This is a genomic window from Labrys sedimenti, assembly GCF_034424805.1.
GTDB classification, from domain to species: Bacteria; Pseudomonadota; Alphaproteobacteria; order Rhizobiales; family Labraceae; genus Labrys; species Labrys sedimenti.
Window position 1 is genome coordinate 82,284 of record NZ_JAXOUF010000015.1, and the last position, 14,100, is coordinate 96,383.

The 14,100-nt window shown below is 61.1% G+C and carries 9 protein-coding genes; 7 read left to right on the top strand and 2 right to left on the bottom strand.

All coding sequences use genetic code 11. From position 1 onward, the window contains the following. Positions 1–852 precede the first annotated feature (852 nt). Complete coding sequence (locus tag U1R88_RS27695; protein ID WP_322434165.1) at positions 853–4,464, top strand: autotransporter outer membrane beta-barrel domain-containing protein; 3,612 nt, start codon at positions 853–855, stop codon at positions 4,462–4,464. Between the two features lie 280 nt (positions 4,465–4,744). On the opposite strand, the gene U1R88_RS27700 is transcribed toward U1R88_RS27695, so the two are convergent. Both U1R88_RS27700 and pdxR read right to left on the bottom strand, forming a co-directional pair. Beyond that, a complete protein-coding gene (locus U1R88_RS27700) occupies positions 4,745–5,527 on the bottom strand; it encodes a L,D-transpeptidase (RefSeq protein WP_322434166.1) in 783 nt (260 codons plus the stop codon). Positions 5,528–5,551: 24 nt separating this feature from the next. Continuing rightward, on the bottom strand, positions 5,552–7,045 hold the full coding sequence (gene pdxR, locus U1R88_RS27705) for a MocR-like pyridoxine biosynthesis transcription factor PdxR (protein WP_322434167.1): 1,494 nt from the start codon (positions 7,043–7,045) through the stop codon (positions 5,552–5,554). Between the two features lie 246 nt (positions 7,046–7,291). Here pdxR and U1R88_RS27710 point away from each other — a divergent pair, with 246 nt between their 5' ends. The 6 genes from U1R88_RS27710 (at position 7,292) to U1R88_RS27735 (ending at position 14,098) form a co-directional block, all read left to right on the top strand. Further along, on the top strand, positions 7,292–8,395 hold the full coding sequence (locus U1R88_RS27710) for a mandelate racemase/muconate lactonizing enzyme family protein (protein WP_322434168.1): 1,104 nt from the start codon (positions 7,292–7,294) through the stop codon (positions 8,393–8,395). After that, the gene (locus tag U1R88_RS27715) at positions 8,395–9,873 is read left to right on the top strand and encodes an aldehyde dehydrogenase family protein (protein WP_322434169.1); all 1,479 of its coding nucleotides are present in this window, start codon (positions 8,395–8,397) and stop codon (positions 9,871–9,873) included. The genes U1R88_RS27710 and U1R88_RS27715 overlap by 1 nt, the downstream gene beginning before the upstream one ends. Positions 9,874–10,010: 137 nt before the next feature. Further along, the gene (locus U1R88_RS27720) at positions 10,011–11,084 is read left to right on the top strand and encodes an extracellular solute-binding protein (protein WP_322434170.1); all 1,074 of its coding nucleotides are present in this window, start codon (positions 10,011–10,013) and stop codon (positions 11,082–11,084) included. Positions 11,085–11,275: 191 nt separating this feature from the next. Further along, complete coding sequence (locus U1R88_RS27725; protein ID WP_322434171.1) at positions 11,276–12,352, top strand: ABC transporter ATP-binding protein; 1,077 nt, start codon at positions 11,276–11,278, stop codon at positions 12,350–12,352. A 5-nt stretch (positions 12,353–12,357) separates the two neighbouring features. Continuing rightward, on the top strand, positions 12,358–13,227 hold the full coding sequence (locus U1R88_RS27730; RefSeq protein ID WP_322434172.1) for an ABC transporter permease: 870 nt from the start codon (positions 12,358–12,360) through the stop codon (positions 13,225–13,227). Positions 13,228–13,231: 4 nt separating this feature from the next. Beyond that, a complete protein-coding gene (locus U1R88_RS27735; protein ID WP_068290288.1) occupies positions 13,232–14,098 on the top strand; it encodes an ABC transporter permease in 867 nt (288 codons plus the stop codon). Positions 14,099–14,100: the final 2 nt, after the last annotated feature.

A 14,100-nucleotide genomic window follows, 5' to 3' on the forward strand; every position in this document is an offset into this window, starting at 1 on the left:
CCTTCTGAGAGAGGGGCGCGATGGCCAATATTCCGCTCGGACCGGCGCCGCAGCGGCGCTGGCCGGGCTGGTCATCGCCTGCTCTCCCTCCAATGGATGGGCTGGAGTTCAGGGATACGCGTTCCGGCTCGTGCAGAGGGAGATCAAGCGGGCAACGCTGTCGGGATTCCGAAAGGTATCCTGCCTATTCCGCCGTGTCGAAGCAGGCACCTGATCCCTGGGACCTTGTCGCAGTTCAGTTCACGCAAACGAGGAGGCCGGTTCCCCTTCCTCGATGTCGGTTCATTGAGTGCGGCCAGGGTCACTGGAGGCGGCTTGGGTAGAATATTGTCCTCGATATGATTAGCCGCTCCTGATGCGAAGCTTAACTGGTACGTCATTTCTGCAATGGTTTGTTTTAATTTTAGTTTATTAATATATATTGATGTTATTGTATCCAGAATTAGAAAATATTATTTTCAATATCAATATTTCTACGTTAATTCTAAAATTAATTAGATTATATATTTCATTCGGGAATTTTCATTCGAAGATGGCCGCTAGGATAAAAATTATCGTCCAAGTTCCAGTGATTCACATATTAGGCAATCTTAGGATGACACATACTGTCACTAAATGACACTTAAATTCGCTTTTGCATAAAGAAATTGTTGCATGATTGCATCGTTTTCGAAAAAAATACAAACAATAGGGAAATTCATTTCACAAATGGCGTATTATAGTTAGGCAGTATGCTACCAATGAAAGCAGCGTAAGCGAGTATTTGAGTGTTCTTTTCTGTCTGACGTTCAGGAAATCCAAGGGGCAAGTGTAAACATGACAAGCAGGGCACGGGGGGGCGGATCGGCGCCGATGGTGGGACGCACATCGGTGCTTCGCCACTTGCTTCAAGGGTGTAGTCCCCGAGCGCTATCCATAGGGAGCGTGTTGTTCGCGACAGTATTGGCGGCGACCGCAATGCCATCCCAGGCCCAGGCGCAATGCGTACCGGCACCGGATGCGCCTGTGAGCATTTCCTCGGGTAGTTGCACGGATTCGGGCACGCCAGGCATTCCAACCCGAGTGAGCAATGACGCCACCGACGTAGTCAGCGCCTCGGGCACCGGTACCTATACGGGAAACGTCGTTGAATTAGACGCGAGCGGTACTGGCTCCGGCGCCCACGCGAGCGGCGGCGGAACGATCAATTTGAACGGCGCGCCGGATGGCAGCGGGGGGTACAACACCGCCATTGTCAATACGACTGAAGCGGGCAGTCACGGCCTCTATGCCGATGGCGGCGGCCATATCAACGGAAATGGGGTACTCGTCACCACATCGGGCGCCGGCAGCCACGCCATCTACGCAACCGGAACTGGCAGCGACGTGAATGTTGACTATAGCGGCGTGACGCTGCCACCGAATACCGGGCAACAAATCCTGGTCACAAACGGCGACAATGCATATGGCGCCTATGCTGCCAACGGCGGCAAGGTCGAGATAACCGGTATCGATCCCCAGAAATCCAGCATCTTGACCTATGGCACGGGCAGTTCCGCCTTCGTTGTCGAGTCGGGCGGCCAGATGACCCTCAACAATCTGAGTGGATTTTTGAACTACTACGACGTCGATGACACAGTGGGTGCCTCCGTTGCGGGCGTCGGCAGCAGCATCGTCACAAACAACACTTACATCAACACCTATGGCAACAACAGTACCGGGATGTTGGTTGCCGACGGGGGAACAGCCACCATCCATGGCGGCGCGGTCGTAACCGGCAAATTTCATAACACGCTCATCAGCAATTCCGTGGCTCTCCTCGCCCAGGGGACCGGCAGCCAGATCACGATTGACCAGGGCGGTAGCGTGACCACCTATGGCGCGGCCAGCGCCGGTGCAGTGGCTCAGGGCGGGGCTTTTATCGATTTCAAGGGCTATGGCATTTTCACCTATGAAACCGGCTCGACCGGCGCGGTTGCGGATGGGACGGACGGTAACGGAACGGCCAGCGAGGTAGCCATTAGCAATGCCATCGTCCGGACGACCGGCCCGTCCAGTGCCGGTGTCCGTGCCACGGGCGGCGGTGCGATGAGTGTAACCGGCGGCGAGATCACCACAGGGTATAAGCCAGGGTTCGACACCTCCGGCGGCCACTACTTGGCGAGTGAGATTGGCAGGGAAGCCAACGGCGCGGAGGCGATCGGGGCTGGCAGCACGCTCACGATCACAGACAATAAACTCACAACCACCGGTGACGGCGCCATCGGTGTCGCGGCGAGTGGCGGCGGCACCGCCACGGTTGCTGGCGGCACCATCACGACCAAAGGCGCCCCGACCGCCAATTTCACCGCCGATGGTGTCCGGGCGACCGGTCCCGGCAGCACGGTCACACTGACGAGCAGTGCGAACGGCGGCACGGCAGTCACCACTTCGGGTGTCAACGCCATGGGCCTGCACGCGATGCAGGGTGGTGTCGTCGACGCCACGAATGCCACAGTCAAGACCAGCGGAACCGGAGCCTTCGGCGCGCTATCGGAAGGAGCGGACAGCAATGTCAAGCTGACAGCCTCGACCGTTACCACGCAGGCCGCTTCGGGCCTTTCCGTCAACGGTGGCGGCCAGATCAACACAACCGGCACCGCCGTGACGGCCAACGGGACCGGCTCGTCGGGCATTCTGGGCACCGGCGATGGCACGGTGACGATGACGGGCGGCTCCCTGAGCGCGACCGGGGACCTGATCACCGGAACGGCCGGCAATGTCGTCGCCAATCTGACCGGCGTCGCCCCCACGACGGGCAGCGGCATCCTGGTGCATGCCGTCGGCGGCACCACCAGCGGCAATTTCACCAACATGGCGATGACCGGCAACGTCGTGGGAGAGGTCGGCGCCAGGGCCAATGCAACGCTGAAGTCCAGCGTCCTGACCGGCGTTGCCATCAATGCCGACAACATGACCGTCGATGCCAACAGCACCTGGAACATGACGGCCAGCTCCACGGTCAACAGCACCGCGACCAGCACCACCAACAATACCGGGTTGATCGTCTTCACGCCGCCTTCGGGGGGCGCCTACAAGACGTTGACGACTTCGAATTTCGTCGGAGGCACAGGGGGCGCAATCGGCACGGTTGTCCTGAATACCTATCTGGGCAGCGATGGCTCGCCGTCGGACCAGATCGTGATCGATGGCGGCACGGCGACGGGCTCGACGGCCCTGACCATCGTCAACAATGGCGGCCCCGGCGCGGCGACCATCCATGACGGCATCGAGGTCGTGCACGTGATAAATGGCGGAACGACGAGTACCGACGCCTTTCATCTCACCAGAGCCGTTGCCGCGGGCGCCTATGATTACAATCTGTTCAGAGGTGGCGTCGCCCCCAATGTCGAGACGGATCAGAACTGGTTCCTGCGCAATGTCGGCCTGAACGAGTCGACGCAGACCGTTTTGCCCTATGCGCAGATCCTGAGCGATTACAGCTTCGCAACGCTGGGTACGCTGCAGCAGCGCACCGGAAACCGGGTCTGGCCGAACGGCGCTCCTCCGGAAACAATCTGGTGCAAGGACCCGGCCCAGAACTTCAAATGCAAAGTCAGCGGCGAGCAGGCCGGCGTTTATGCCAATGGCGGCCCGGTGATCTATGGCCAGGGTGCCTGGGGGCGTATCGGCGGACAATATTCGTCTTTTGATCCGAAGGTCGGCTCATCCTACACGCAAAGCCTCGGCTTCATGCAAGCCGGTTATGAGGGCGCTGTTTACGAGTCCGCCACGGGAACGATGACGCTCGGTGCCTATGGCACCATCGGCACCGCGCGCGCCGACATCGACATCACCCGTGACCCCGCAACGCTCGCGGCGCGCGCCAAGGGCAAGATCACGACGACGGGCTACGGCATCGGCGCCAATCTGACCTGGCTCGGCAATAATGGCTTCTATGCCGATGCCATCGCCCAATTCACCTGGTACGATTCGAGCCTGTCCAACAAGCCGGGTGGCAATAACCAGGGATGGTCTGGCGCGGCCAGCATCGAGGCCGGCAAGCGCATGGATCTCGGTTCCGGCTGGGCGCTGGTGCCGCAGGCGCAGCTTGCCTATTCGAGCGTCGATTTCGAAAAATTCACCGACGTCAACGGTGCCAGGCAAGAATTGGGCGAGGGCAACTCGCTGCAGGGTCGTATCGGCGTCAGGATCGAGCATCTCTCGAGCTGGCAGAACGCCAACAATAAGACCGACCGCCTCCAGGTTTATGGTATCGGCAACCTTTCCTATCAGTTCTTGAATGGCACCAAGATCGACGTAGCCAACGTCTCGGTGAAACAGCAGAACAAGAGATTGTGGGGTGAGGTCGGGCTGGGCGGCACTTATGCCTGGAACGATGCCTGGAGCGCTTATGGAGAGGCCGACTATGCCACCGCCCTCTCCTCGGGCGCCGGCGACAACTATACCGTCAAGGGCACGCTCGGCATACGCTATAACTGGTAGGCAGGCCTTCCACCTGCCCCGGAAAAGATAAGTTCAGAGGCGCGAGTGAATTGCTTCACTGGCGCCTCATCCGCGATCGATCCATAGGCGGATCCCGATGCAGGTTTGAAAGAATATTCAGGAATCAAGTGCCGAAAGGGCGAGTGACCGTACGAGGCCGGGCACATAGCAGGCTTGCTGCGGCGTTCCGCATGCGTACGAAGTCACCCGCGAGTTGCATAACGCTCCGGCTTTCGTCGCGGTGGGCTGGACGTCTATTTCAACCCGCGCCGCTCCGGCTTTATTCGACGATCACCTTGGCGCCGATGCCGGTACGGGCGTAGAGATCAATGACGTCCTCATTGAACATCCGAATGCAGCCGGAAGAGGCCTTGGTGCCGATGGTCCAGGGTTCGCTGGTGCCGTGGATGCGGTAGAGCGTATCCTTGCCATTGGCATAGAGATACAGGGCTCGAGCGCCGAGCGGATTGTCGGGCCCTGGCGGGATGGTGCCGGGCATGCCGGGTGCCTGGGCGAGCATCTCGTCGGTAGGATACCAAAATGGCCATTCAGTTTTGCGCTGAATGCCGGCCACGCCCTTCCAGGCATAGCCCGCCTTGCCGACAGCGATGGCATAGCGCCGCGCCTTGCCATCGCCTTCGATCAGAAAGAGCTTGCTGGCCCTGGTATCGACAATGATGGTGCCGCGAGCTTCGCTGGAAGGATAGTTCACATCTGCGACGACGAAATCGGCCGGAAAGCGGGCGCGGTTGATGAGGCGCACCGGATAACGTTCACCTGAAAGATGCGATGCATCCGCGGATACGGGATGGCCGGTGCTCGCGCAGCCGCCCAGGCCGCCCGGAACGAGGCTGCAGACAAGGAGGGCAGTTATCGTCGTGATTTTCATGACGCTCTCTTGCCAGACAGTTGCTGGAAGTGAAATAAAAAAGGCTGATCTGCCGCAGTGGAGCGATACCGGATAACTGCTGGGTTTCCGGTGCCGCAAGGTCCGAAGCTGCCCGGTCAACGCGCCGACGATGATGATGGCTGAGAAAGCCGCGGCGATGATCCTGCGGGACAACACCTAGCGACCCCATCGATCGCCTTACATCGGCTGCTTCTCCAGAACTTGGGCCAGCACCTCCACGCCCTTGGCGATGGCCCGTTCGTCGATCGCGCTCACGCCGAGAACCAGCCCGCCCCGATCGTGCATCTGATTGATGCAGAACCGGCTGATGGGGGAGACCAGCAGGCCGACTGCATCGGCATCTGCCGCAACTTTCTCGTCCTGCATCGCCGGTGATGCAAATCGGCCAACCGCGTGAAATCCGGCAACGGAGCGGTTCGTCTGCAGCAGTCCCGCAAGATGCGTCGCGGTCGCTTCGTGGAAGACGGCATGGCGGCCGGCATAGATCTCGCGCATGCGGCGCAGATGGGTGGCGAAATGCCCTTCATCGATGAAGGCGGCCAGAACGGCCTGGATGCTGGAGGGCACGCCCTGGAGGAACGCGCCGCTGATGCGCTGGAAGACCGGCACCAAAGGTTTGGGTACGATGTAGAAGCCGAGCCGCAAGGCAGGGAACATCGTTTTGGAGAATGTGCCGACATAGATGACGCGTTCACCGGCATCACCGCTTTTCAAGGTCGGCAACGGCCGGCCATCGTAGCGAAATTCCCCGTCATAGTCGTCTTCGATGATCCAGGCGTCGTTCCGGTTGGCCACAGCGAGCAGTTCGGCTCGCCGCGCCAGGCTCATTTCCACCCCCGTCGGGTGCTGGTGTGAGGGTGTGACGAAGGCGAGGCGAAAGTCCGGAGCCAGATCGAGACCGGCCTCGACGGAGAGCCCCTCCCGGTCGACGGGTACGGGGACGATCGAGGCGCCGCATGCGACCAGGCTGTTGCGCGCACCAATGGCGCCGGGATTCTCGAACCATACCCGGTCGCCCGGATTGAGAAGGACACGGCCGATCAGGTCGAAGGCCTGCTGAGCACCGTTCACGATGAAGATCTGGTCGACATCGCATGAAAGGTCGCGATTGGCACGCAGGTGCTCCGCGATCGCCAGGCGCAGGCGCGGATGGCCGTTGGCGTCCGAATAGCCCATGATATCTTCACGCGGCTCGCGCCAGTGCTTCGCGGTCAGGCGCGCCCAGACCGCCATTGGGAACGAGGCATAGTCCGGCAGTCCGGTCACGAAGGCGCGTACGCGGTGCGGATGAGACAGCCGCTGAAAGAAACGCGGCGAGGCGTCGGCAATAATGTCGGCGAGCTTGGCGGAAACCGGGCCGGGAGGTTGAACCACCAGGGCCTGTTCCGGCTTCCTGGTTTCGGCAAGATCCGACACGTAGGAACCCGATCCGGTACGCGAGACGATCAGGCCTTCCGAGGTCAGGCGCTCGAACACCGTCATCGCGGTGGTGCGTGATATCGCCAGCTCCTTTGCCAGCGTCCGGCTCGACGGCAGGCGCTTGCCGGCAGGCAAGTGGCCCGATGTGATCAACTGGCGGATCGCATTATAGACTTGGGTGGTTATGGATTTGTCCAAGGCGCGATCGACGGTGATCGAAAACAACAATTCACCCGAGGACCTCTTCACCATTATCTGCGCTTCCCGACGGTTGAACAGCGAGTTCGCGGCATAGCGCGATGAATATACTCAATCGCGTTTGCTTCACGACTTCCCGGAAAGGCCGCAGGCGGTCTCGCCTCGGCCACCGTGAATCATTGGTCCGCCGATCCGCCATAACCGGCTTTCTGGTTTTTCGAAAGTGGACCTTATGACCTATGGACTGCTTTGGTAGGCCAAACTCGATTGCACTGCCTTGCATTTTCGGGAAGAGCGGACTTGAAGATCAAACGCATCGAGACATTCTCCACCCAATTCATCGGCTTCGTGCGCATCACGGCCGAGGACGGATCCCAGGGACTGGGCCAGGTTTCGACCTACAATTCCGACATCACCTCGACCGTGTTGCACCGGCAGGTTGCGCCCTATGTCCTCGGTGTCGAATTCGACGATATCGATGCGCTTACCGACAGGGTGATCGAGCGCGAACACAAATTTCCCGGTTCCTATATGAAGCGGGCGCTTGGCGGCCTGGACACCGCGATCTGGGACCTGCGTGGAAAGGTGGCCGGATTGCCCGTCTGCACCCTGTTGGGTGGGACACCGGGCAAGCTGCGCGCCTACGCCTCCTCCATGAAACGCGACATCACGCCGATGGCGGAAGCCGACCGCTTCAAGCGCCTGCAGGATCAGTTCGGCTTCGACGCCTTTAAATTCCGCATCGCCGCCGAATATGGCCATGATATCGACGAATGGCCGGGGCGTACGGAGGAGATCGTTCCTGCTATCCGCAAGGCGCTCGGCGACAAGGCGTCCCTGCTGGTCGATGCCAATAGTGGCTTCTCGCCCAGGCGGGCGATCGAGGTCGGAGCCTTGCTCAAGGACAATGGCATCGAGCATTTCGAAGAGCCCTGCCTCTATTGGGAGCTTGAGCAGACCAGGGAAGTGACCGAAGCGCTTGACATCGCCGTGACCGGTGGCGAGCAGGATTGCGAGATCCCGACCTGGCGGCACATGATCGAGATGCGGGCCGTCGACATCGTGCAGCCCGACATCCTCTATCTCGGTGGCATCAGCCGTACCCTGCGTGTCTGCGCCATGGCGAGAGCCGCAGGGCTGCCGGTGACGCCGCACAGCGCCAATCTCGGGCTCGTGACGCTGTTCACCATGCATTTGCTGCGCGCCATCGAGGGGGCGGGCAAATATCTGGAGTTCTCGATCGAGGGGGCGGACTATTATCCTTGGCAGGAAGGCCTCTTCGTCAAATCGCCCTATGCGGTCGAAGATGGCATGGTGACGGTTTCGAGCGAACCGGGCTGGGGGGTGGAAATCGACCCCGAATGGCTCGCCCGGTCGAGCTACCATGTCAGCGAGGTGGCGTGATGACCAAGACATCCACGATCGTTGCCGAGGATTGCGCACCGCTGCCCTCCAAGCATTTCATCCATGGCGGCTGGCGCCAGGCGGCATCGGGACAGGCGATGGAAAGCTTCGATCCCGGCTGCGCGGAGCCGCATGCGCGATTTGCGGCGGGAACGGCCGAGGATGTCGCCGACGCCGTCGCATCCGCCAAGCAGGCTCTGGCCGGCGAATGGGGCAGGGCGACGCCGGCCGAGCGTGGGCGTGTGCTGATGCGCGCGGCTAGCCTGATCCGGGAGAATATCGAGCGCCTCGCCGTCGCGGAGGTGCTGGACAGCGGCAAGACGCTGGCCGAGGCCCGCGGCGACGTACGCGGTTCCGCGCGCGCCTTTGAATATTATGCCGGCGCAGCCGACAAACATGAGGGCAGGGCCTATCCGCTGGGGCCGGACTACACCTCCTATTCGATCGAGGAGCCGGTCGGCGTCACCGCCCATATCGTGCCGTGGAACTATCCCTTGTCGACCACCTGCCGTTCGATTGCGCCGGCCCTGGCCGCCGGCTGCACCGCCGTGGTGAAGCCGGCGGAACAGACGCCGATGACGGCGCTGCTGCTGGCCGAGATCCTGGTCCAGGCCGGTCTGCCCCAAGGGGCCTGCAATGTCGTGACCGGCACCGGCATCGCGGCCGGCGCTCCGCTGGTTTCGCATCCCGATGTCAGGCACGTCACCTTCACGGGCTCGACCGTCACAGGCATCAACGTGATGAAGGCGGCGGCCCAGAACATTGCTTCCGTCACGCTCGAACTCGGCGGCAAATCGCCCAATATCATCCTGGCGGATGCCGATATCGAGCTGGCGCTCGACAATGTCGTCGGTGCGATCTTCGAAAATGCCGGACAGATCTGCTCGGCCGGTTCGCGGCTGGTGATCGAGCGCTCGATCCACGCCCAGTTCATCGAGAGGCTGGTCGAGCGTGCCCGCCGCCTCAAGATCGGCCATGGCCTGAGCGAAGGCGTCGATTTCGGCGCCATCAATTCGGCCGAGCACCTGGGCAAGATCGCGTCCTATCTCGAGGGAGCCAGGGCACGGGGCCTCGAGATCGTCACCGGCGGCAAGGTGACCGTGGATCCGGCGACCGGCAAGGGCTGGTTCTTCGAGCCGACCATCGTGGACGGCGCCGATTGGCACGATCCGATCATCCAGGAAGAGATCTTCGGCCCTGTCCTGGCCGTGCAGGTGGTCGACGGTGTCGAGGAGGCGATCGCGGCGGCCAATTGCACGGACTATGCCCTGGTCGCCGGCCTGTTCACCCGTGACCTTGCCAAGGCGCAGCGCATCGCCAGGGATGTCGATGCCGGCCAGGTCTTCGTGAACGAATATTTCGCAGGTGGCATTGAAACGCCCTTCGGCGGCAATCGCCGTTCCGGCATCGGCCGGGAAAAGGGGCTCCTTGCGCTTTCCGCCTATACCCGGACCAAAACCGTGACGCTGCGGGTCTGACCGTCGAGCCGCCAAGCGGCCTCATCATTGATTGAGAGTGGACCTTATCTGCCGTAGCCAGGCCTTTCATAGTCGTGCAGGGAGGCAGGCTGACAGCTCGATCGGCCGCCTATCTATTCTGAGAGGGAACCGTGATCTTGAAAAAACTGATCGGAATGCTGGTCGGCGCCACCGCGGCCATCGTCGTCTCGAATGCGGCGAATGCCGAAACGCTGCGGATACTGACATGGGGCGGCTATGCGCCCGACAATGTCATTCAGTTGTTCGAGAAGGAATATCCGGACATCGATGTCGAGGTGACGCTTTCCAACAATGAGGAAATCATCGCCAAGCTGCGGGCAACCGGCGGTGCGGGTTTCGATCTCGCCCAGCCCAGCCATGACCGCATCTTTGCGGCGCAGCAGGAATACAACATCTACAAGCCTCTCGATTTGTCGAAGATCGACACCGCCGCCATGCAGGACAACCTGCTCGAAGCGGTGAAGACCAATGCCACGATCGACGGCAAGGTCTATGCCGTTCCCCATCAGTGGGGCACCTCCGGCCTGGTGGTCGACGCCTCGAAGGCTCCCGGTATCAAGGGCTGGGGCGACCTGTGCGATCCGCAGTACAAGGGGCGGACCTCGATGCGGCTGAGGCGCACGATCCTGCTCGGCATGGCCTTTTCGCTCGGCAAGGATCCATTCGCTCTCTATGGCGACAAGGTTGCCTACCAGAAGATGCTGGATGAGGTGACCGAGAAGATGATCGCCTGCAAGGCCAATGTGAAGACCTACTGGAACGGCGGTGACGATCTGTCGACGCTGCTGCTGTCGGGTGAGGTCGTGGCTTCGGAAGCCTGGGATTCGACGGCCTTCAAGCTCTACGGCCAGAACAAGAACCTGGTCTATGTGCCGCCGCAGACCGGCGCTCTGGCCTGGATCGACACCTTCGCCATTCCGCGCAAGGGCAAGGCCGACGAAGCCGCCTACAAGTGGATCAACTTCGTCCTGCGTCCCGATATCGTCAAGCTGATGTCGGACTCGACCGGTGCGATCTCCGCGGTAAAGGGTGGCGTCGATCTCCTGCCGGATGACAAGAAGGCAGCCGTAAAAGTGGCCTTCGACGACAAGGCGCTGGCCAATCTGAAGTTCTTCGCCAATATCCCGGCGGGTCTGGAAGATCTGGAAGGCAAAGCGCTGGAACGCATCAAGGCGGCCGCCTCCAACTGACGTACTTTCCAGAAAAGTCGGTGGACTTTTCGAATGGAAAAATGCGTCAAGACAAAGAGCTGCGAGCAAGGTGCGATTGGAGGAAATCGCACCTTGCTCCAAGGCCTGTCTTCACGGCCCACGACAATGAACGGTTCGCGTGGGCTGGGATCCCTGCGGACCAGCCATTCAGCCTAATTTCACGAGCTTCCATGCACGATCTTGAATGCGAGAGCCTGACCAAGAAGTTCGGCCGGTATGTTGCGGTCAACGATGTTTCGTTTGAAGTGCCGCGGGGCTCGTTCTTTTCGATCCTGGGGCCGTCCGGCTGCGGCAAGACCACGCTCATGCGGATGATCGCCGGGTTCGAGGCGCCGTCCAGCGGCGACATTCGCATCAAGGGCAAGTCGGTCCTCTCGGCGCCGCCGAACAAGCGAAGCGTCAAGATGGTCTTTCAGCATCTGGCCCTGTTCCCGATGATGAATGTCGGCGAGAATATTGCCTATGGCTTGCGCTGCCGCGGCGAGAACAAGGCTGACATTGGCCGCAAGGTCGCCTCGGTGCTGGAGCGCATCGGCCTGCCGGGCGTTGCCGAAAAGCAGGTCTCGCAATTGTCCGGCGGCCAAAAACAGCGCATCGCGATTGCGCGCTGCATGGTGCTGGAGCCCGATGTGCTGCTGCTGGACGAACCGCTCGGTGCGCTCGACCTCAAGCTGCGTGAGCGGATGAAGATCGAACTGAAGCAGTTGCAACACCAGTTCAACACGACCTTCCTCTATATCACGCACGACCAGTCCGAAGCGCTGGTGATGTCGGACAATGTGGCCGTGATGAATGCAGGTCGGTTTGAGCAGATCGGCTCGCCGCAGGAGCTCTACAACAATCCCAGGAGCGGCTTCGTCGCCGGCTTCGTAGGCGATACCAATCGCTGGCCGGGCCGGGTGACCGCCTTCAGCAAGGGCCAGGCTCGCGTCGAGCTCGATGAAGGGGGCGAAATCTTTGCCGTCGCGCGAGACGGCAAGGTCGCCGCCGGCGCGAAGGTCGAGGTCTTCGTTCGTCCCGAGACCATCGCCTTGGGAGAGAATCAGGACGGCAACCGGCTGGGCGGCGTCGTCGACAGTCTGTTGTTCAATGGCGCCAACAGCCGTGTGCTGGTGCGCCTGGACGGGGGTGGTCTCGTCGAAGTCGGCCATGCCGTGATGGACGGCTCCTCGCCCGTCAAGCCGGGCGACAGGACCGACATTTCCTGGCGGAGGGATCACTGCCTCTGCTTCAGCCTGGCGGGGTAGGCGCGATGCCCCGTTCCGACGCCGGCAAATTGTCGCTGATCCTCTTGTTCACGCCGTTTGCGCTGTGGATGGTGTTGCTCATCGTCCTGCCGCAACTGGGCATCGGCTATCTGTCCCTGCGCGAAAAGCTGGGGCCGGGCGAATATGCCTTCGGCTTCGCCAATTACGTCGATTTCCTGCGCGAGCCTGTCTACTGGAACACCCTGTTGCGCACGGCCTGGATGTCGGTCCTGGTCACGGTCCTGGCCCTGATCGTCGGTTTCCCGGTCGCCTATTACATCGCCAAGATCGCCAGACAGCGTTCGCGCGCGGCCCTGTTCCTGATGTGCCTGATCCCGCTCTGGGTCAGCGACCTCGTGCGTGCCTTCGGCTGGATCGTGCTCCTGCGCGAGACCGGACTGATCTCCGCCCTGCTGCAATATATCGGCTTTGCCAGCGGCCCGATCGAATTGCTCTACAACGATGTCACCGTGGTGATCGGCCTTGTCTACACCGTCGTGCTGTTCATGATCGTCCCCCTGGTCTCGACCCTGGACGGCATGGACAATTCGCTGATCGAGGCCGGCTACAATCTGGGCGGCAGCCGTTTCACCGTGTTTCGCCGCATCGTCGTGCCCTATGCCATGCCCGGCATCGTCGCCGGCTGCATCATCGTCTTCATGCTGACGGCTGGAAGCTACCTGACACCGATCCTGCTTGGCGGCAAGAACAGCATGTGGTTCACCGAGCAGATCTACGAGCAGTTCGTGACCCGTTACAACTGGGAGTCCGGCGCCACATTCGGCGTGCTTCTCCTGGCGTTCACGTCCCTGGTCGTGTGGCTGGGGCTCCGGCTGACCGGCCAGAGCCTGGCCTCCACGGTGGCGAAGGATTGAGCCCATGAACGTTGCCGCTCCTCAGTCTCTTCTCCTGCGCTGGATCTATGGCGGCTACATGCTCGCCTTTTTCCTCTACCTCGCCGCGCCCCTGGCCGCCGCCGCCATCTTCGCCTTCAACGATTCGATCTTTCCGGCACTGCCCTGGAAAGGGTTCACGCTGGAATGGTTCTTCGGCACCAGCGGTCCGAAGCTCGGCATGTTTCATGATCGCCGGCTGATGGAAGGCCTGTGGAACTCGCTCTATATCGGCCTGGTCGTATCGGCCCTGTCGGTCGTGGTCGGCACCTGCAATGCCTTCCTGTTCGAACGCAAGCAGTTCCCGGGCAAGAGCCTGCTTTATGTGCTGATGATCGTGCCGCTGGTCATTCCGGGCGTGATCCTGGGCATCTCCATCCTGGTGTTTGCAAGCGCCATCGCCAATGGTTTGGAGGATGGGCTCGGCCTGGAATGGGATTTTCTGCGACCCGGCACTTTCCTCGTCGTGCTCGGCCAGTTCTCCTTCCTGGTCACCATCACCTCGCTGGTGATAGCGGCGCGCCTGCGCAAATTCGACGTGGCCCTGGAGGAGGCGGCGCTCAATCTGGGCGCATCGCGCCTGCGGGTGCTCCGTACCGTCACCTTGCCCTATCTGGCGCCGGCCTTGTTCTCCGCCTTCGTCGTGGCCTTTCTCGTCTCGTTCGAGAATTTCAACACCACCTTGATGCTGGTGGGGTCCGACGCGCCGCTGACGATCACCATGTATGATCGCATGGTCAAGGTGGGATCCACGCCGGTTCTGAATGCCGTCTCCGTCTTCCTGATGGTCGGGTCGGGCCTGCTGGCGCTGCTCAGTATTCTCGTGCAGCGCGGCAAGGAACAGAAAGTCTGAGC

Excerpts from the sequence above, each read along its gene's own strand:
- U1R88_RS27695 (WP_322434165.1), top strand. The coding sequence starts at position 853 with ATGGTGGGACGCACATCGGTGCTTCGCCACTTGCTTCAAGGGTGTAGT.
- pdxR (WP_322434167.1), bottom strand. The coding sequence starts at position 7,045 with ATGGTGAAGAGGTCCTCGGGTGAATTGTTGTTTTCGATCACCGTCGAT.
- U1R88_RS27715 (WP_322434169.1), top strand. The coding sequence starts at position 8,395 with ATGACCAAGACATCCACGATCGTTGCCGAGGATTGCGCACCGCTGCCC.
- U1R88_RS27725 (WP_322434171.1), top strand. The coding sequence starts at position 11,276 with ATGCACGATCTTGAATGCGAGAGCCTGACCAAGAAGTTCGGCCGGTAT.
- U1R88_RS27730 (WP_322434172.1), top strand. The coding sequence starts at position 12,358 with ATGCCCCGTTCCGACGCCGGCAAATTGTCGCTGATCCTCTTGTTCACG.
- U1R88_RS27735 (WP_068290288.1), top strand. The coding sequence starts at position 13,232 with ATGAACGTTGCCGCTCCTCAGTCTCTTCTCCTGCGCTGGATCTATGGC.